This window comes from Mycobacterium gordonae (assembly GCF_001417955.2).
Classification (GTDB): Bacteria; Actinomycetota; Actinomycetes; order Mycobacteriales; family Mycobacteriaceae; genus Mycobacterium; species Mycobacterium gordonae_B.
Window position 1 is genome coordinate 18595 of record NZ_LKTM01000320.1, and the last position, 19805, is coordinate 38399.

17 protein-coding genes are annotated in these 19805 nt (G+C 66.2%); 6 read left to right on the forward strand and 11 right to left on the reverse strand.

Annotated elements, in window-relative coordinates; genetic code table 11:
• Positions 1–86 precede the first annotated feature (86 nt).
• Positions 87–1583: a pup deamidase/depupylase gene (gene dop / locus AO501_RS21985; RefSeq protein ID WP_055579731.1), complete on the reverse strand. Its 1497-nt coding sequence runs from the start codon at positions 1581–1583 to the stop codon at positions 87–89.
• A gap of 94 nt (positions 1584–1677) precedes the next feature.
• On the opposite strand from dop, the gene AO501_RS21990 reads away from it, so the two are divergent.
• Positions 1678–2871, forward strand: coding sequence for a hypothetical protein (locus tag AO501_RS21990; protein WP_197419919.1), 1194 nt, complete (start codon positions 1678–1680; stop codon positions 2869–2871).
• A 10-nt stretch (positions 2872–2881) separates the two neighbouring features.
• A complete protein-coding gene (locus tag AO501_RS21995; RefSeq protein WP_055579732.1) occupies positions 2882–3526 on the forward strand; it encodes a hypothetical protein in 645 nt (214 codons plus the stop codon).
• A gap of 31 nt (positions 3527–3557) precedes the next feature.
• Here AO501_RS21995 and AO501_RS22000 read toward each other — a convergent pair whose 3' ends face one another.
• Together AO501_RS22000 and arc are read right to left on the reverse strand one after the other, a co-directional pair.
• Entirely contained in the window at positions 3558–5207 is a 1650-nt protein-coding gene (locus AO501_RS22000; protein ID WP_055579733.1) for a PPE family protein, read from the reverse strand.
• Positions 5208–5454: 247 nt separating this feature from the next.
• A complete protein-coding gene (arc, locus tag AO501_RS22005) occupies positions 5455–7284 on the reverse strand; it encodes a proteasome ATPase (protein WP_055579734.1) in 1830 nt (609 codons plus the stop codon).
• Positions 7285–7558: 274 nt separating this feature from the next.
• Between arc and AO501_RS22010 the strand changes: the two genes are divergently transcribed.
• Entirely contained in the window at positions 7559–8182 is a 624-nt protein-coding gene (locus AO501_RS22010; protein ID WP_055579735.1) for a hypothetical protein, read from the forward strand.
• Between the two features lie 4 nt (positions 8183–8186).
• Positions 8187–8480: a DUF503 domain-containing protein gene (locus AO501_RS22015; RefSeq protein WP_055579736.1), complete on the forward strand. Its 294-nt coding sequence runs from the start codon at positions 8187–8189 to the stop codon at positions 8478–8480.
• On the opposite strand, the gene trmI is transcribed toward AO501_RS22015, so the two are convergent.
• The gene (trmI, locus tag AO501_RS22020; RefSeq protein WP_055579737.1) at positions 8481–9323 is read right to left on the reverse strand and encodes a tRNA (adenine(58)-N(1))-methyltransferase TrmI; all 843 of its coding nucleotides are present in this window, start codon (positions 9321–9323) and stop codon (positions 8481–8483) included.
• Between the two features lie 84 nt (positions 9324–9407).
• On the opposite strand from trmI, the gene AO501_RS22025 reads away from it, so the two are divergent.
• Complete coding sequence (locus AO501_RS22025; protein WP_055579738.1) at positions 9408–10283, forward strand: RecB family exonuclease; 876 nt, start codon at positions 9408–9410, stop codon at positions 10281–10283.
• Between the two features lie 78 nt (positions 10284–10361).
• On the opposite strand, the gene AO501_RS22030 is transcribed toward AO501_RS22025, so the two are convergent.
• From AO501_RS22030 to AO501_RS37370, 6 genes are all read right to left on the reverse strand, one after another.
• Complete coding sequence (locus AO501_RS22030; RefSeq protein WP_055579739.1) at positions 10362–11738, reverse strand: FAD-containing oxidoreductase; 1377 nt, start codon at positions 11736–11738, stop codon at positions 10362–10364.
• Positions 11735–12217, reverse strand: coding sequence for a hypothetical protein (locus AO501_RS22035; protein WP_055579740.1), 483 nt, complete (start codon positions 12215–12217; stop codon positions 11735–11737). The genes AO501_RS22030 and AO501_RS22035 overlap by 4 nt, the downstream gene beginning before the upstream one ends.
• 110 nt (positions 12218–12327) lie before the next feature.
• A complete protein-coding gene (gene hisG, locus AO501_RS22040; protein ID WP_055579741.1) occupies positions 12328–13173 on the reverse strand; it encodes an ATP phosphoribosyltransferase in 846 nt (281 codons plus the stop codon).
• A 2-nt stretch (positions 13174–13175) separates the two neighbouring features.
• Entirely contained in the window at positions 13176–13457 is a 282-nt protein-coding gene (locus AO501_RS22045; RefSeq protein ID WP_055579758.1) for a phosphoribosyl-ATP diphosphatase, read from the reverse strand.
• A 29-nt stretch (positions 13458–13486) separates the two neighbouring features.
• Positions 13487–17248, reverse strand: coding sequence for a methionine synthase (gene metH, locus AO501_RS22050; protein ID WP_055579742.1), 3762 nt, complete (start codon positions 17246–17248; stop codon positions 13487–13489).
• 261 nt (positions 17249–17509) lie between these two features.
• Positions 17510–17647, reverse strand: coding sequence for a hypothetical protein (locus tag AO501_RS37370; protein ID WP_156452730.1), 138 nt, complete (start codon positions 17645–17647; stop codon positions 17510–17512).
• Between the two features lie 55 nt (positions 17648–17702).
• Between AO501_RS37370 and AO501_RS22055 the strand changes: the two genes are divergently transcribed.
• A complete protein-coding gene (locus AO501_RS22055) occupies positions 17703–18557 on the forward strand; it encodes a PAC2 family protein (protein ID WP_055579759.1) in 855 nt (284 codons plus the stop codon).
• A gap of 48 nt (positions 18558–18605) precedes the next feature.
• On the opposite strand, the gene AO501_RS22060 is transcribed toward AO501_RS22055, so the two are convergent.
• Positions 18606–19805 (reverse strand): FAD-dependent monooxygenase, encoded by a 1200-nt coding sequence (locus AO501_RS22060; protein ID WP_055579743.1) that lies wholly within the window; start codon positions 19803–19805, stop codon positions 18606–18608.

Here is a 19805-nt window from a genome sequence, read left to right on the forward strand (position 1 = left end):
TCCTGCTTCGTCGTGCGCCGCGGGCGTGTGTCCATTCGCCCGATGGCTTTTCTCTACCCTACCGGTCAGCACCGACGTTTCCCGGCTCAGCTGGTCAGTTGTTCGACCAGTTCGACCGCGCTGTCCACCGAATCGAGCAGCGCGCCGACGTGCGCCTTGCTGCCCCGCAGCGGCTCGAGCGTCGGGATCCGCACCAGCGAGTCGCCACCGAGATCGAAAATCACCGAGTCCCAGCTCGCCGCTGCAATGTCGGCCCCGAACCGGCGCAGACATTCGCCCCGGAAGTACGCCCGGGTGTCGGTCGGCGGATTGTCGACCGCGGCCAGCACCTGAGGCTCGGTAACCAGCCGCTTCATCGAGCCGCGCGCGACCAGCCGGTTGTACAGGCCCTTGTCCAGCCGGACGTCGGAGTACTGCAGGTCCACCAGGTGCAGGCGGGGGGCAGACCAGTTCAGGTTCTCCCGCTGCCGGAAACCTTCGAGCAGCCGCAGCTTGGCCGGCCAGTCCAGCAACTCGGCGCACTCCATCGGGTCACGTTCGAGCAGGTCGAGCACCTCGGCCCAGGTCTCCACCACGTGTGACGCGCGCGGGTCCGGGTCCCGGCTGTCGACCAGCTTGGCCACCCGATCGAGGTAGATCCGTTGCAGCGCAAGCCCGGTCAGTTCCCGGCCGTCGGCCAGCGCCACGGTCTGACGCAGCGACGGGTCGCGGCTGATCGCGTGCACCGCATGCACCGGGCGCGCCAGCGCCAGGTCGGCCAGATCGATGCCTTCTTCGATCAGGTCGAGAACCAGCGCCGTGGTGCCCAGCTTGAGGTAGGTCGACGTCTCGGCCAGGTTGGCGTCGCCGATGATGACATGCAGCCGGCGGTACCTGTCGGCGTCGGCGTGCGGTTCGTCACGGGTGTTGATGATGCCGCGCTTGAGAGTGGTCTCCAGGCCGACCTCGACCTCGATGTAGTCCGAGCGCTGTGAGAGCTGGAAGCCGGCCTCGTCCCCCGATGCGCCGATGCCTACCCGCCCGGAGCCGGTCACCACCTGCCGGGATACCAGGAAAGGGGTGAGCCCGGCGATGATGGACGAGAACGGCGTCTGCCGCGACATCAGGTAGTTCTCGTGCGACCCGTAGGACGCGCCCTTGCCGTCGACGTTGTTCTTGTAGAGCTGCAGCTTCGCCGCGCCGGGGACGCTGGCCACGTGCCGGGCAGCGGCCTCCATCACGCGCTCGCCGGCTTTGTCCCAGATCACCGCATCCATCGGGTCCGTGCACTCGGGCGCGGAATACTCCGGGTGCGCGTGGTCGACGTACAGTCGCGCGCCGTTGGTGAGGATCATGTTCGCCGCGCCGACCTCGTCGGCGTCGACGACCGGGGGCGGCCCGGCCGAGCGGCTCAGATCGAAGCCGCGGGCGTCGCGCAGCGGCGACTCGACCTCGTAGTCCCAGCGGGTCCGCTTGGCGCGCTGGATGCCCGCGGCGGCCGCGTACGCGAGCACTGCTTGTGTCGAAGTGAGGATCGGGTTGGCCGTCGGGTCCGACGGCGAGGAGATGCCGTACTCGACCTCCGTCCCGATAATCCGTTGCATGAGTTAAAGACTACGGTCCCGCTACGGCCCCCGATCAGCAGTGGGTGCCTCGCACCGAAATCGACCCGGCCATACCCGGTTAATCTGAGCCGCCATGAGCCCTTCACTGCGCTCGCGGACACGCCGGGCGACGGTCACCGACGACGCTGAGAGTTGGTTTCTGCAGCGCGGTCTGCCCTCGGTCCTGACGACGCGAGGCAGGTGGCGGCGGCTGTGGTCGCGGTCGGCGCCCGTCCTGGCGGCCTATGCGGGCCTGCACTGCTGGAGCCTGCCAATGTTTTTCCTCACCGACGGCAAGCAGGAGATCGTCATCGAGGGGACTCCGTCAGCCCATGAGTGGGCGCTACTCGGGCTCATCGGACTGGCACCCGTGGCGATGGCCGCTGCCGGGTGGTCGGTGTCCCGCATCGCCGATCGCCGGTACCGTGCGCTGGCGGCGACGGCGGCAGTCACCGTCGTGGGCATCGTCGTCGTCATCGAATCCGGCGCGGCCCATCTTCCGGACACGGTGATCACCGCGGTCGTCTTCATGGTGTTGACCGGCTGCGGCGTCGGTTCCGTAGTCGGCTGGACGACACGGATGACGCTGTCGCACCTTGCCTCAATCGGCAGCCTCGCGGTCCGCGCCCTGCCCGTGGTGTTGTTGACGACGCTGGTGTTCTTCAACGGAAACGTCTGGTTGATGTCGGCGACGATCAGCGGCGACCGTCTGGCCTTGGCGGTGCTCTTCCTCGTCGGCATCGCCGCCGCGTTCGTCGTCTCCGCGACCGCGGAGCGGGTGAGACCGATGCTTCGGTCGTCGGCGGTGGCACCCAAAGACGCTGAGCGCCTTGCCGGTACGCCCTTCGAGTCAATGGCTGACCCGCCCGGCCGCCCCCCGCTGACCCGGGCCGAGCGCGTCAATGTGATCTTCGTACTTGCTGCGTCGCAGCTGGCACAGATCGCTGTGGTCGCGGTGCTTACCGCTGGCATCTATGTGCTGCTCGGCCTGATCGTGCTGACGCCCGCCCTGCTCAAAGAGTGGGCGCACACCACCGACTACGACGCGACCATGCTGGGCCTGACGGTGCCGGTGCCCGGTTCGCTGATCCACCTGTGCCTGTTCCTGGGCGCGCTGACATTCATGTACATCAGTGCCCGTGCGGCCGGCGACGACGATTACCGCTCGAATTTCGTCGACCCGCTGATCGACGATCTGCACGCGACGCTGACCGCCCGCAACCGCTACCGCAACAGGGTGGCAAACCCGCCGGTGACCAGTGTTGACGCCGCTGACCTGGGTGATTAGGTTCACCCTGGTGTCAGCCCCTCAATCTCCCTCAGCAGCCCACCAAGATTCGGGCGACCTTTCCGGAAAACGTTACGGCGAAGTGCTTCTCGTAACGCCTGGCGAGGCAGGCCCCCAAGCCACCGTCTACAACAGTTTTCCGCTCAACGACTGCCCTGCCGAGCTGTGGTCGGCGCTGGATGCCCACGCCATCGCGACCGAGCACGGTGCCGCCACGGCATTGCTCAACGGCCCGCGCTACTGGCTGATGAACAGCATCGAAAAGACTCAGCAGGGCCCGCAGATCATCAAGAACTTCGGCGGCATCGACATGATTCTGCAGGCCACGGTGCTGCTGGCCTCTATGAATCCGACGCCCTACAGCGTCAATCAGGTCAGCCGCAACACGGTGTTCGTGTTCGACGCCGGCCAGGAGATCTACGAACTTCAGGACCCGCACGGGCGGCAGTGGGTCATGCAGACCTGGAGTCAGGTCGTCGACCCCACGCTGTCGCGGGCCGACCTCCCCAAGCTGGGCGACCGGCTCAACCTGCCGGCGGGATGGACCTACCACTCGCGGGTGCTTCCCGAGACACTGCGCGTGGACACCACCACGCAGGCCGCCGAGGTGCTGCAGGACGACCTGACCAATAGCTACTCGCTGATCTCGGCCTGAGCCGCGTCGCCGAGTTAGCTGGATGCGCGACCTAGGCGGATTGCCACAGCCGACCGAGGCTGAAGAAGCCTGCTAATCCGGTGCCCATATTGGCCAAACCGGAAAGCGACCCGCTGAACAACGGGCTGATGCTCCCCGGGAAAGCATTGTTGAAGAAGCCCGACATCTGTCCGTTAAGAACTGTTCCGCCGCTGGCCGTGTTGCCAATGCCCGAGATGATGCCGTTCGTGCCGCTGCCGCCGCTGGCCGTGTTGAAGAAGCCCGATACCGAGGTTCCGACGTTATTGAAGCCCGAGCGGGTCAGGCCGGTGTCGGTGATCGCACCAAAACCCGTGTTCACGTCGCCCGAGTTCCACATGCCCGTGTTGACGATGCCGGAGTTTCCAATCCCCGTATTTGTGAAGCCGGAGTTCCAGAAGCCCGTGTTGTAGCTGGCGGCATTCCCCGCACCCGTGTTCAGCACGCCCGCATTACCGAAACCGGTGTTCAGCTCTCCTGCGTTTCCGAAGCCGAAGTTTGCACCTCCCGAATTCCCGATGCCGAAGTTGTCAACGGAGGAATTTCCGAAGCCAATATTGTTGGGGGCGGGCTCACCGACGAATGCGCCGGTATTGAAAATACCGATGTTGCCGCTGCCGGAGTTGAAGAAGCCGATATTGTTGGTGCCCGAGTTTCCGAAGCCGATGTTGCCGCTGCCCGAGTTCAGCAAGCCGGCGAGGTTGATGCCCACCTGATTGTCGCCGGTGAGTCCGATTCCGATGTTTCCGTTACCGGTGTTTCCGAAGCCGAAGTTGTTGTTGCCGGTGTTGCCCGCACCAGTGTTGCCGTTGCCGGCGTTACCGCCGCCCTGATTGAAATTGCCGGCGTTGCCGAAGCCGACGTTGTTATTGCCACGGTTGCCCAGGCCCACGTTGCGGCCGGGATCCGAGCCGAGACCGAAATTGCCGAAACCGACGTTCGCGTTGCCACGGTTTCCGGAGCCGAAGTTGTCGCTGCCGTAGTTTCCGCTGCCGATGTTGTTGTTGCCGAGGTTGCCGCCGCCCAGGTTGGAGCTGCCGGTGTTGCCGTCACCGACGTTGCCGCTTCCGGTGTTGCCGCCGCCTAGGTTGGCGTTACCGATGTTGCCCAGGCCCAAGTTGGGCAGGGTGTTGAGGAATTGCTGCAGACTGGCCGGTATCGGGAAGAGTTGAGCGGCTGCCATCGACGCCCCGGCGTGATAGCCCGTCATCGCCGTCACGTCGGCAGCCCACATTTCTTCGTATAGGCCCTCGACTGCCATGATCGCCGGTGTGCTGAGACCCAGCCAATTCGATCGGACCAGCTGTACAAACGCGCTGCGGTTGGCCGCCACCTCCAGTGGGTGAACCATTGCAGCGCGTGCCGTCTCAAACACGCTGGCGACCGTCTCGGCCTGCGCGGCGGCCCCCTGAGCTTGGCCGGAGGCGGCGCTCAAGAATCCCGCATACGGTGCCGCCGCAGCCGCCATTGCCGCCGCCGCCGGGCCTTGCCACGCCTGACTTACCAGTCCCGAGGTAACCGATGAAAACGACGACGCGGCCGAACCCAATTCCGCCGCCAACCCGTTCCAGGCGGCCGCGGCCTCTAGCATCGGCGCCGAACCCGCACCGACATACATTCGCAGAGAATTGATCTCCGGTGGCAAGATCGCGAAATTGGCCATCGTCGTTCTCCCGTCGGTCTTCCCTGGCTAATTCCTCGCCGAAGCGCACCTGATATTACGACCATGGCAGTACTGACGCATCGTTTTGGCCAAGCACATGTACGCCCGAAATTATCGTTCGCGTTAAAAATCGCCGAGTTCATCGTCAGCTATTCTCGCCAGCTCGAAAATCGCGGAATCGCAGTCCGATGCGATCGCCGTTAAACGTTCTTCGTGCTCGTCGCGGCCAGCCGACAGCGACCGCCAATTACAGGTACTGCCCCAGGTTCGACTCGGTGTCGATGGCCCGCGACGCACTCGACGACTTGCCGGTGACCAGGGTGCGGATGTAGACGATCCGCTCGCCCTTCTTGCCCGAGATCCGCGCCCAGTCGTCGGGGTTGGTGGTGTTGGGCAGGTCCTCGTTCTCGGCGAACTCGTCGACAATCGAGTCGAGCAGATGCTGGATGCGCAGACCGGGCTGGCCCGTTTCCAACACCGACTTGATCGCGTTCTTTTTCGCGCGGTCGACCACGTTCTGAATCATCGCCCCGGAGTTGAAGTCCTTGAAGTACATGACTTCCTTGTCACCGTTGGCGTAGGTGACCTCCAGGAACCGGTTGTCGTCGATCTCGGCGTACATGCGCTCGACGACCTTCTCGATCATCGCCCTGATGCAGGCACCGCGGTCACCGTTGAACTCGGCCAGGTCATCAGCGTGCACCGGCAGCGTCTCGACCAGGTACTTCGAGAAGATGTCCTGTGCGGCTTCGGCGTCCGGTCGCTCGATCTTGATCTTCACGTCCAGACGGCCGGGCCGCAGGATGGCGGGGTCGATCATGTCCTCACGGTTGGAGGCGCCGATCACGATGACGTTCTCGAGCCCCTCCACCCCGTCGATCTCCGAGAGCAGCTGCGGAACGACGGTCGTCTCGACGTCGGAGGAGACGCCGGTGCCGCGGGTGCGGAAGATCGAGTCCATCTCGTCGAAGAACACGATGACCGGGGTGCCCTCGGAGGCCTTCTCGCGGGCCCGCTGGAAAATCAGCCGGATGTGCCGCTCGGTCTCGCCGACGAACTTGTTGAGCAGCTCAGGGCCCTTGATGTTGAGGAAGTACGACTTCGCCTCGCGGGCGTCGTCGCCGCGCAGGTCGGCCATCTTCTTGGCCAGGGAGTTGGCGACGGCCTTGGCGATCAGCGTCTTGCCGCACCCGGGCGGGCCGTAGAGCAGCACACCTTTGGGCGGACGCAACGCGTACTCGCGGTAGAGCTCCTTGTGCAGGAACGGCAACTCGACGGCATCGCGGATCTGCTCGATCTGGCGGGTTAGACCACCGATGTCCTCGTAGCTGACGTCGGGCACCTCCTCCAGCACCAGGTCCTCGACCTCGGCCTTGGGAATGCGCTCGAAGGCGTAGCCGGCCTTGGTGTCGACCAGCAGTGAGTCGCCCGGACGCAGCCGGCGCGGCCGGGTGTCGTCGTTGAGCGCGTCGGGGTGGCCTTCGGGGAGATCTTCGGCGACCAGCGGCTCGGCCAGCCACACAATGCGCTCCTCGTCGGCGTGGCCGACTACCAACGCACGGTGACCGTCGGCCAGCAACTCACGCAGCGTGGAGATCTCGCCAACCGACTCGTACGTCCCGGCCTCGACCACCGTCAGCGCCTCGTTGAGCCGGACCGTCTGGCCCTTCCTCAAGAGGGAGGTGTCGATGTTGGGTGAGCACGTCAGCCGCATCTTGCGGCCCGAGGTGAACACGTCGACGGTTTCGTCGTCGTGAGTCCCCAACAGCACCCCGTAGCCGCTCGGCGGCTGTCCGAGCCGATCGACTTCCTCCCGCAGCGCCAGTAGCTGCTGGCGGGCCTCTTTCAGAGTTTCCATCAACTTGGAATTGCGAGCCGCGAGCGAGTCGATTCGGGCTTCGAGCTGGTGCACGTCGCGCGCCGAACGCGCGGGGCTCTGGTGGCCGACCGCGTTATCGAGTTGCTCGCGCAGGGCCGCGGCCTCACGCCGCAGCTGTTCGAGTTCGGCAGCGTCGTCGCTGGACAGGGGGATATCGCGAGGGGTCTTGAATGCTTCAGAACGCTCTGAGTCACCCATGTTGCGCTCCTTTCCCGCACCAGGAATAGGTGTGGCGGATACCCCCAACGCTACCGGTCAACCACGATCGATGTGCGCAGTCAAATGCCGTTTGAAAGTTACAAGTTGGGTCACGCTGGTAATCTCGGCTTCTATTCGGGCCGAGCGAAAGGACTTCTGTGACCACGAAATCCCTAGCCACAGCCGTTCTGACCGCCACGTTGGACCCCGTGGTGGGCCCCGATGTGAATTGCACCGCAGTCGGCTCCACAGCCTGCGATTGAGCCTGTCCCGGATGTCCGGCAACTTCTGCGTAACGCTGCGCACCGCCGTCACGGCGGTGGTGGTGCTGGCGACCGCCTGCTCGCACAACACGGCGCGGCAGCTGGACTCGTCCCAGACGCCGGGGCCACCACCGTCCTCGATCACCGTTGCGGCTCCACCGAGCGCTCCCCTGCCGGCGCCCGAAGCCCTTACCGATGTGCTGGTCCGCCTCGCCGACCCGGCCGTCCCGGGGAGCAACAAACTAAACCTCGTGCAAGGTTCGACCCCGGAGGCGGCCGCGGCGCTGGACAGGTTCACCAATGCCGCGCGCGACGGCGGCTACCTGCCCATGACATTTACCGCGAACAACGTCGCATGGTCGGCCACCGATCCGTCGTGCGTCATGGCCACCGTCGTCGTCACGACCGCGAATCCCGACCGCCGGGAATTCACCTTCCCGATGGAGTTCGTCCCCAGCCAGGGAAATTGGCAGCTGTCCCGCAAGACCGCGGAGATGCTGCTGGCTCTGCAGAACTCCCGCAGTTCGACGGCCTCGTCGTCGGCTCCGGCCCCACCGCCCGTCCCGTCACCGAGTTCTCCTGCGTCCCCCAGCCCGGCGGCCGGGCCAACACTGACGCCGTCGCCGACGCCCTGAGCGCATGTGGATCGGTTGGCTCGAATTCGACGTGCTCTTGGGCGACGTGCACTCCCTCAAACAGAAGCGGTCGGTGATCCGGCCGGTCGTCGCCGAGTTGCAGCGCAAGTTCAGCGTCTCGGCGGCAGAGACCGATGCGCACGAGCTGCACCGGCGCGCCGGCATCGGCGTCGCCATGGTGTCGCGGGACCGGGCCCACGCGGTGGACGTCCTCGACGCGGCAGAGAGGTTGGTCGCGGCGCATCCGGAGTTTGAGTTGCTGTCGGTGCGGCGGGGGCTGAACCGAAGCGATGACTGACTAGCCGTCCCGTCCCTCGCGCTTGCGGCCCAGCGGCGCCGGCGCGACCGCACCCGGGGCCAACCGGCGGGTGGCCACCAGAAATGCGGTGTGGCCGCGCATCGTGTGCTGAGGCCGCACGGCCAGACCGACGACGTTCCACCCGCGCTGCATCGTCTCCCAGGACCGCGGCTCGGTCCAGCACTGCTGGGCCCGCACCGCTTCGACCACTTTCGAGAGCTGCGTGACGGTGGCGACGTAGATCAACAACACGCCGCCGGCGACCACCAACCGCGACACCGCGTCCAGCACCTCCCACGGCGCCAACATGTCCAGCACCGCCCGGTCGAAAGAGGCGTCGGGAAATTCTGAATCGGCGACGTCGCTGATGATCAGCTGCCAGTTCTCCGGCGCCTGACCGTAAAAATTCGAGACGTTGCGCCGCGCGTGTTCGGCATGGTCCGCGCGTGCTTCGTACGAGACCACCTCGCCCTTTGGCCCGACCGCCCGCAGCAGGGAGAGGGTCAGCGCACCGGATCCGGCGCCGGCCTCGAGCACCCGGGCGCCGGGGAAGATGTCTCCCTCGTGAATGATCTGGGCGGCGTCCTTGGGGTAGATCACCTGCGGTCCGCGCGGCATCGACATGACGTAGTCGACCAGCAGCGGCCGCAGCACGAGAAAGTGGGCGCCGTTGCTGGATTTGACGACACTGCCCTGCTCTAGGCCGATCAGGACGTCGTGTGCGATCCGGCCGCGGTGGGTGTGGAACTCGGCGCCCGCCGTCAGGGTGATCGTGTAGTGACGCCCCTTGGCGTCGGTGAGCTGGACGCGCTCTCCGACGGTGAACGGACCGGTTGCTGACACGGCGTACAGCGTGCCAGCCGACGCACCGAAGCCAGTGGTCGGGGTTGACCGAGATTTGTCGTAGCCCAGTCCTAGGCTGCGAATATGACGGACCAACCGGAGACACGCGCCAGGCCGGCGCTGTCGCCGTCGCGGGCCGCCGACTTCAAGCAGTGCCCGCTGCTGTACCGGTTCCGGGCGATCGACCGGTTGCCGGAAGCGCCGTCGACGGCACAGGTGCGCGGCTCGGTCGTCCACGCCGCCCTCGAGCAGCTGTACGGGCTGCCCGCGCCGCAACGCGGCCCGGACACCGCCTATGCGCTGCTCGACGGCGCATGGGAGCGGGTGGTCTCCGGCCAGCCGGAGCTGGCGGCCGACCTGCCCCCTGAGCTGCGCGCCGAGCTGCTGAGCGAGGCTCGTGCCCTGCTGTCGGGCTACTACCGGTTGGAAGACCCGACGCGGTTCGAGCCGCAATGTTGTGAACAGCGGGTGGAGGTGGAACTCGCCGACGGAACGCTGCTTCGCGGCTACATCGACCGGATCGATGTCGCGGTCACCGGCGAACTGCGCGTGGTGGACTATAAGACCGGCAAAGCGCCGCCGGCCGCACGGGCTGGGTTCGATTCCAGGGCCGAGTTCAAGGCGATGTTCCAGATGAAGTTCTACGCGGTGGCCCTACTTCGTTCCCGGGGCGTGCTGCCCGCCCGGCTGCGCCTGATCTATCTGGCCGACGGCCAGGTGCTTGATTACGCTCCCGACCACGACGAACTGCTGCGCTTCGAGAAGACGCTGATGGCGATCTGGCGTGCGATTCAAACCGCCGGACAGACCGGTGACTTCCGGCCCAGCCCGTCGCGATTGTGTGACTGGTGCCCACACCAGGCGCACTGCCCGGCCTTCGGCGGAACGCCCCCGCCCTACCCGGGTTGGCCGCAGTTCACGCCTCAGCCGACCCGGCGGTCGACCGAGCCGGCGGCGTGAGCCGACAGCCGTTCCCGATTTGATTGCCGGGCAAAGCACTTCGTTTGCGTGAGGCGATGTCCATCAAACGATGGAGAATCAGTCGAGCGGTGACATCTCCTGCAGCACCGTGGGAATCAGCTCACTGACCGTGGGATGGATGTGCATGGTGCGCGACAGCGTCGTGTAGGGCGCCTTCGCCGACATCACGTCCAGTACGCAGTGCACGGCCTCGTCGCCACCTACGCCGAAAATGGCGGCACCCAGGATCTCGTCGGTGTCGGCGTCGACGACGACCTTCATAAACCCTTGCGTTTCACCCTTTTCGACCGCTCGCCCGACACGTGTCATCGGCCGCTTGCCTACCAGCACCTTGTGGCCGGCGGCACGGGCCTGCTCGACGGTCATGCCCGCCCGCCCCAGCGGCGGGTCGATGTAGAGCGCATAGGTGGTGATGCGGTCACTGACCCGGCGCGGATCGTCATCGAGCAGATTGGCCGCGACGATCTCGAAATCGTTGTAGGAGGTGTGGGTGAAGGCGCCTTTGCCGTTGCAGTCACCGAGTGCCCAGATGTGGTCGACGTTGGTCTTGAGCTGATCGTCGACCACGATGTAGCCCCGGGCGTCAGTTTCCACGCCGGCCGCCGCCAGGCCCAGGTCGTCGGTGTTCGGCTGTCGCCCCACCGCCAGCAGCAGGTGGCTGCCCGCGACGGGCTCCACCCCGGAAGCCGGTGTGAGCTCAAAACCCTTATCGGTCTTGGCAATCCGCACATCGTCAGCACCGGTGACGACGTCGATACCTTCACCCTCCAGGATCTCCCGGATGGTGGCCGAGACGTCCTCGTCCTCCCGTGAGGCGAGGCGGGGCCCCCGCTCGACGACGGTGACGCGCGCACCGAACCTGCGGTACATCTGGGCGAACTCCAGCGCGATGTAGCTTCCGCCCACCACGACGAGATGCTCGGGCACCGTGTCGAGATCCATGATCGTCACGTTGGTCAGGTAGTCGACCTCGTCGAGGCCGGGAATGCTCGGTATGACCGCCCGGCCGCCGACGTTGAGGAAGATCCGGTCGGCCCGGAGCAGCTCGTCACCGACCCTGATGGTGTGCGGGTCCTCGAAGCGGGCGTGCCCGCGAAAGAAGGTGGTGCCGTCCATGCCGTCCAACCATTTTTCGACGCCGTGGCGGTCCTTGAGCATGATGTCGTCTTTGCGGGCCTTGACTTTCGCCATGTCGACGGTGACCGGCCCGGTCCCGACGCCGTACTCGGCGCCCCGACGTGCCAGGTGTGCGGCGTGCGCACTGGCGACCAGCGTCTTGGTCGGGATGCAGCCGTAGTTGACGCAGGTGCCGCCGACGTGCTGGCGCTCGATGACCGCGACCCGCTGCCCTGCAGCGCTGAGCCGGCCTGCGAGCGGCGGTCCAGCCTGACCGGCCCCGACGACGATTGCGTCGAATCGCCGGGTTTCTGTCACAGTGCGGCTGCCGCAGCGACGATGGCGAACGCGCCCAGCACCGCGACGGCGTCCTCCAGCAGCGCGATCGGCAGGTCATGGCCGCCGTTCTTGGCGACCAGCGCGCGGCGAGCCTGGAATCCTCCTATCGTGCCGAGCACCGCGCCGACGATTCCGGCGCCCAGCGCAGCCCACTTGTGTCCCCAGGCGGTGCCGATGACCGCCGCGGCGAACCCACCCATGATGAGGCGGACGGCGAAGACCGGCGGGGCGGTGCGCGGCGGCGTCTTGGGCAGCTTGTCGTTCACCAGTTCCGCGACCGCAAGCAGGCTCAGGATCACCACCGTCACCAGGTTTCCCACCCAGGACGCCCAGGTGCCGTGCAGATTGAGCCAGCTGAGGAAGACCGCCCAGGAGACCGCGGCCGGAGCGGTCAGCGACCGCAACCCGGCGACGACACCGATCAACAGAGCGAGAAGAAGAACGAGAACCTGCGTCACAGCGATCCCTCCTGGGACAGACGTACAGCCTGGCGACGATAACGGGAAAGCCCTTACCCATCACAGCTGTCCCAGCGGGACGCTAACACAGCTACGGCTGAGGCACAGGGTCAGAAACGGCAGAACCTGATGTCGGATGCCAGGATCGCTTTGGCTCCGATGGCGGCGAGTTCGTCCATGATGCCGTTGACGCCGCGGCGCGGCACCAGCGCGCGCACGGCAACCCAGTCCGGGTCGGCCAGCGGCGCGATCGTCGGCGACTCGAGTCCCGGCGTGATCGACGTGGCCTGGTCCAGCGCCGAACGCGGGCAGTCGTAGTCGAGCATCAGGTACTGCTGGCCGAAAACGACGCCCTGCACCCGGGCCACCAATTGGTCGCGGGCCGCGCTGGTGTGGTCCTGCGCGCGTTCGATCAACACCGCCTCCGAATCACACAGCGGCTCCCCGAAGGCAACCAGATCGTGCAGGCTCAGCGTGCGGCCCGATCCCACGACATCGGCGATGGCGTCGGCGACCCCGAGTTGCACCGAAATCTCCACCGCGCCGTCGAGCCTGATCACTGTGGCGTCAATCCCTTTAGCGGCCAGGTCTTTTCGTACCAAATTGGGATAGGCGGTGGCGATCCGTTTGCCCGCCAGGTCGCCGACAGTCCAGTCCCGCCCGGCCGGTCCGGCGTAACGGAATTTGGAGGACCCGAAGCCCAACGCCAGCCGCTCGCGAACCGGCGCATCGGAATCCAGCGCCAGATCCCGTCCGGTGATCCCGAAGTCGAGTTCCCCGGACCCGACATAGATGGCGATGTCTTTGGGCCGGAGGAAGAAGAACTCGACGTTGTTGAGCGGGTCGATGACGGTGAGGTCTTTGGGATCGGTGCGACGGCGGTAGCCGGCCTCGGAGAGGATCTCGCTGGCCGGTTCGCTCAGCGCGCCCTTGTTGGGCACCGCGATGCGCAACATGCTCACAGCTTCCGGTAGATGTCGTCGAGTGACAGCCCGCGGGAGATCATCAGCACCTGCGTCCAGTACAGCAACTGGCTGATCTCCTCGGCCAACGCCTCGTCGGGTTCGTGCTCGGCGGCCAGCCACACCTCGCCGGCCTCCTCCAGGATCTTCTTGCCCAGTGTGTGCACGCCCGCGTCCAACGCGGCGACGGTGGCGCTGCCGGCCGGCCGGGTCCGGGCACGTTCACCGAGTTGGGCGAACAGCTCCTCGAAGGTCTTCACGACCAGCGATTGTTTCAGACGTCGGCGCAACCGGCCGCGGGTAGGGCTCAGTCCTCCGGGTTGTAGCCGAGGTTGGGGGCGAGCCAGCGCTCGGCTTCCTGCATGGTCCAGCCCTTGCGCTTCGCGTAATCGGCGACCTGGTCCTGCGCGATCCTGCCGACCACGAAGTACTGCGACTGCGGGTGCGAGAAGTACCAGCCGCTGACGGCGGCACCGGGCCACATCGCCATCGACTCCGTCAGCTCGATACCGGTCCGCTCCTGGACGTCCATCAACTTCCACAGCGTCGCCTTCTCGGTGTGCTCCGGGCAGGCCGGGTAGCCGGGGGCAGGGCGGATCCCCCGGTACTTCTCACCGATCAGCGCCTCGTTGTCCAACTCCTCGTCCGGCTGGAATCCCCAGAACTCCTTGCGGACCCGTTGGTGCATCCGTTCGGCGAACGCCTCTGCCAGCCGGTCGGCGATCGACTCCAGCAGAATCGCGTTGTAGTCGTCGATGGCTGCCTTGAACTCCGCGATCTTCTCCTGGCTGCCGAGGCCCGAGGTGACGGCGAAGGCGCCGACGTAGTCGGCCAGGCCGGTGTCTTTCGGTGCGATGAAGTCGCCCAGCGACCGGTTCGGGATGCCCTCGCGGTGCTCACCCTGCTGGCGCAGGTTGTGCAACGTGGTCAGCACCTCGGTGCGGGTGTCGTCGGTGTAGACCTCGATGTCGTCACCGACCGCGTTCGCGGGGAAGAACCCGATCACCCCGTTGGCGGTCAGCCACTTCTCCTTGATCAGGGTGTCGAGCATCTCCTGGGCGTCGTCGTACAGCTTGCGGGCAGCCTCGCCGGTGGCCGGGTTGTTGAGGATGTCGGGGAACCGGCCCTTCATCTCCCAGGCGTTGAAGAACGGCTGCCAGTCGATGTACTCGCGCAACTCGGCCAGGTCGTAGTCGTGAAACTCCCGAACGCCGAGCCCCTGAGCGGGCACCGGCGGCGTGTAGCCGTCCCATTCGATCGGCGTCCGATTCGCGCGGGCCTTCCCGACCGGCAACATCGGCCGCTCGTTCTTCTGGGCGTGCCGCTCGCGAAGCGATGCGTAGTCCTTCTCGGTGGCCTCCAGTAGGGCTGGACGCTGCTTGTCGTCGAGCAGCGCGGCGGCGACCGGCACCGAGCGGGAAGCGTCTTTGACCCAGACCACCGGACCGCTACGACGCGGCGCCACCTTGACCGCCGTGTGGGCCCGCGAGGTGGTCGCGCCACCGATCAGCAGCGGGATCTCCAGGCCCTCGCGTTCCATTTCGACGGCGAAGTTGACCATCTCGTCCAGGGACGGGGTGATCAGGCCGGACAGCCCGATGATGTCGGCGTTGTGCTCCTTCGCCGCGTCCAGGATCTTGCTCGCGGGCACCATCACCCCGAGGTCGATCACTTCGTAGTTGTTGCACTGCAGGACGACCCCGACGATGTTCTTGCCGATGTCGTGGACGTCGCCCTTCACCGTCGCCATCACGATCGTGCCGTTGGTGTCCTTCGTGGTGACGTTGGATTCTTCCTTCTCCGCCTCGATGAACGGCAGCAGGTAGGCGACAGCCTTTTTCATCACCCGGGCCGACTTCACGACCTGGGGCAGGAACATCTTGCCGGAGCCGAAGAGGTCACCGACGACGTTCATGCCGTCCATCAGCGGGCCCTCGATCACCTCGATCGGGCGGCCGCCCGCGCCGGCGATCTCGGCGCGCAGTTCCTCGGTGTCGGCGTCAACGTGGGCGTCGATGCCCTTGACCAGGGCGTGGGTGATCCGCTCGCGGACCGGGAGGTTGCGCCATTCCTGGACGACCGCGTCATCGGTCGTCTCCTTGCTGTTGAACCGTTCGGCGATCTCCAGCAGACGCTCGGCCGCGTCCTCGCGACGGTTCAGGACGACGTCCTCGATCCGCTCCCGCAGTTCCGGGTCGATCGAGTCGTAGGGCACCAGCGCACCCGCGTTGACGATGCCCATGTCCAAGCCGGCCTTGATGGCGTGGAACAGGAACACCGCATGGATCGCCTCGCGGACCGGGTTGTTGCCCCGGAACGAGAACGACACGTTCGAGATACCGCCGGAGATGTGCACCCCGGGCAGGTTCTCCTTGATCCAGGCGCAGGCCTCGATGAAGTCGATCCCGTAGGTCGCATGCTCCTCGATGCCCGTCGCCAGCGCGAAGCAGTTCGGGTCGAAGATGATGTCCTCGGGTGGGAAACCGACTTCTTCGGTCAGGATCCGGTAGGCGCGCCCGCAGATCTCCTTGCGGCGCTCCAGGTTGTCCGCCTGCCCCTGCTCGTCGAAGGCCATCACGACGACGGCGGCGCCGTATTTGCGGCACAGCCGCGCCTCGCGGATGAACTTCTCCTCGCCCTCCTTCATGGAGATCGAGTTGACGATCGGCTTGCCTTGCACGTTCTTCAGGCCCGCCTCGATGACCTCCCACTTGGAGGAGTCGATCATCACCGGGACGCGGCTGATGTCGGGCTCGGCCGCGATCAGCTTGGTGAACCGGTCCATCGCGGCGACGCCGTCGATCATGCCCTCGTCCATGTTGATGTCGATGACCTGTGCACCGACCTCGACCTGCTGCAGGGCGACCGACAGGGCGGTGTCGTAGTCCTCGGCCTTGATCAGGTTGCGGAACCGGGCCGAACCGGTGATGTTGGTGCGCTCTCCGATGTTCACGAACAGGGAGTCGTCGGTGATGTTGAGCGGCTCGAGGCCCGAGAGCCGGGTGGCCACCGGGATCTCCGGCAACTTGCGCTGCGGCTTGCCCTCGACGACCTTCGCGATCTCGGCGATGTGCGCGGGCGTCGTGCCGCAGCAACCACCGACCAGGTTCACCAGGCCGGCTTCGGCGAAATCGGCGATGTAACCGGCTTGACGCTCCGGGGACTCGTCGTACTCACCGAAGGCGTTGGGCAGGCCGGCGTTCGGGTAGCAGGAGACGAAGGTGTCCGCGATTCGTGCCACCTCGGCGATGTAGGGCCTCATCTCCGGCGCCCCCAGGGCGCAGTTCAGGCCTACCGCGAGCGGCTTTGCGTGCCTGATCGAGTTCCAGAACGCCTCGGTGACCTGACCGGACAATGTCCGTCCGGACGCGTCCGTAATGGTGCCGGAGATGATGATCGGCCAGCGCCGTCCGCGGTCCTCGAACAAGGTCTCGACGGCGAACACCGCCGCCTTGGCGTTGAGCGAGTCGAAGATCGTCTCGATGATGATGATGTCGGCGCCACCGTCGACCAGGCCGTTGGCGGCTTCGAGGTACGCGGCGACCAGTTGGTCGTAGGAGACGTTGCGGGCCCCGGGGTCGTTGACGTCCGGGGAGATCGATGCGGTCCGCGTCGTCGGTCCGAGCGCGCCGGCGACGTAGCGGGGCTTCTCCGGAGTGCTGTACTCATCGGCGGCCTTGCGGGCCAGCGCGGCGCCGGTGTAGTTGAGCTCGTAGCTCAGTTCCTGCATGTCGTAGTCGGCGAGTGAGACCGCGTTCGCGTTGAACGTGTTGGTCTCCAGAATGTCGGCGCCCGCCTCGAGGTACTCGCGGTGGATCCCCTCGATGATGTGCGGCTGCGTCAGGCTGAGCAGGTCGTTGTTTCCGACCAGATCGCTCGGCCAGTCCTTGAACCGCTCACCGCGATAGCCGGCCTCGTCCGGGCGGTCCCGCTGGATCGCCGTGCCCATCGCGCCGTCGATCACCACGATCCGCTGATTTAGCGCGGCCGTCAGCTCATCGGTGCAGTCGGGGCGGATGTTCGGCACGAAGGTGTCGGTGTCAGAGGCACTCACATACGTTCCTTCCATAGCGGAAGGCGTCCTTAACTCTGCCGAGCGTGGCGGATGCCGGGTTAACCGGATATCCGTTGCAACGCCTCTCGACCAGAAAAGTCTACGTCGTCACCCGACGCCTGGACGCCCAGATCGACTCGACCCGCTCGCCGAACGCGGCATCCTTGGGCGCCAGCCAGCGAATCTAGTCGGCAATCTCGTAGTTACCACGGTAAACGAGATTCCAACCAGACCTATTTCACATCCGGCCGCCGTCACACAAAAAATTTAGGCGGGCTATGGATCTGCGGGTTTCGGGCAGCCCAGCGAGATTGCCACCACGGTTGCCAGCAGGACTTCAGGCACGACCGCCACGGCGATGTCGACGATGGTGACGCTTCCGGCACTGCCACACCCGCATTGGCGCCGCTTCACCACGCCGTAGGCTTACTGGGTGACTTTGCCGGATCGCGGGCCGGGTGACGACGACATGCTGCCCCAGCTGCACAACACCGTCGTCGTCGCGGCTTTCGAGGGCTGGAATGACGCCGGCGACGCGGCCAGTGACGCGGTGACCCACCTGGCCGCGATCTGGGACGCGCTGCCGATTGTCGAGATCGACGACGAGGCGTACTACGACTACCAGGTCAATCGCCCGGTCATCCGTCAGGTCGACGGCGTCACCCGGGAGCTGGAGTGGCCGGCGATGCGTATCTCGCACTGCCGACCGCCGGACAGCGACCGCGATGTGGTGTTGATGCACGGCGTGGAGCCGAACATGCGCTGGCGTACCTTCTGCGACGAGCTGCTGGCGGTCATCGACAAGCTCAACGTCGACACCGTCGTCATACTCGGGGCGCTGCTGGCCGACACGCCGCACACCCGGCCGGTGCCGGTCTCCGGCGCGGCCTACTCCTCGGACTCGGCGCGCATGTTCGGCCTGGAAGAGACCCGGTATGAGGGCCCGACGGGCATCGCCGGGGTGTTCCAGTACGCCTGCGTGGCCGCCGGCATCCCCGCCGTGACGTTCTGGGCCGCGGTGCCGCACTACGTCTCGCACCCGCCCAACCCGAAGGCGACCGTGGCGCTGTTGCGGCGCGTCGAGGAAGTGCTCGATGTGGAAGTGCCGCTGGGCGATCTGCCGACCCAGGCCGAGGCGTGGGAGCAGGAGATCACCGAAATGGCCGCCGACGACGAGGAGCTGGCCGAGTACGTGCAGTCCCTCGAGCAGCACGGCGACGCCGCGGTGGACGTCAACGAGGCGCTCGGCAAGATCGACGGCGACGCGTTGGCCGCGGAGTTCGAGCGTTATCTGCGGCGCCGCCGGCCCGGGTTCGGGCTCTGACCCAGGCACCCGGCCGGGCGACCGGTATACGCGGCGTTTTGCGGACGTTCAGGGTGGAGGAAGCTCCTCCGAGCCGGTGCGCAACATGGCGACCACGGGTGACGGCGGGCCGACCATGGCTGCGGTGATCCGCCGGTTAACCGATCGAAGCCATCCCAGCCGCAACATGGTGCGGCGTTTCCACAGCTGAAAAGGCGACGACGGCAGGTATCGGTTGGCCGCGTCGCGCGCCGCTTTCTGCGTGTACTCGATCTCCGGGCGCCACAGCTGTTCGTAGAAATCCAGCGCCCGGTCCACCGATGACGTGCGGCGGAACTGCTCGGCCAGCACGTAGGCGGCGCCTACGGCCAGCGAGGCGCCCTGACCGGCCAACAGCGACACCGCTGAGCAGGCGTCACCGATCAGCACCACCCGGTTCTTGCGCCACCGCGGCATGACGACCTGGGCGACCTCGTCGTAGTAGATCTCTTTTGGGGGTGGGCAGCGCTGCAATGCCTCGGGCACCACCCAGCCCATGTCCGCGTAGGTGTCCCGTATTGCCGCCCGGGTGTCCGCGGGCAGTTGCCGATCCGGCGCGCGGTGCACGGCGAAAACGGCCACCTTCCCGTTGCGCAACGCGAAGAAGCCGATCTGCCGATCCATGGTGTCAGTCAGGGCGACGTCGTCGCCGGCCGCCTCGCGGATGGCGGGAGCGTCGAAAACGAAAGCGGCGGTGTGGAATCCGAGGTAGCGGACGTAGTCCGCTTCGTCGCCGAACACCAGAGAACGCACGGTCGAGTGGATTCCGTCGGCGCCTATCAGCAGATCGGCATCCAGCGTTTCCCCGCCGTCCAGTGTCACGGTCACGCCGTCGCCGTGATCCTCGATGCCGGTGACCGTTGCTCCGTATCGCAACTCGACGCCGTCGGGCAGGTTGTCGACGAGGATCTTTTCCAGGTCGGGGCGCATCACGCTGACCAGGCGGCCGCGCAGCGCCCGGTCGATCTTGACGTATGACACGGCGGCGCGGCGGCGGCCCTGGTCGTCGACCAGGCCGGCCTCGTCGAAGTTGTAGCCGGCATCCCGGATGGCCGGCAGCACGCCGATCGCCTCGGCCGCGTCAAAGCCGGCACCGAAGAAGTCGATCAGGTAGCCGTGGGCGCGGGGACCAGATGCGCGTTCCAGTAGCACCACCTCGGCGCCGAGGGAGGACATACGTTCCGCGGTGGCCAGCCCGGCGATGCCCGCGCCGCAAACGACGACTTTCAC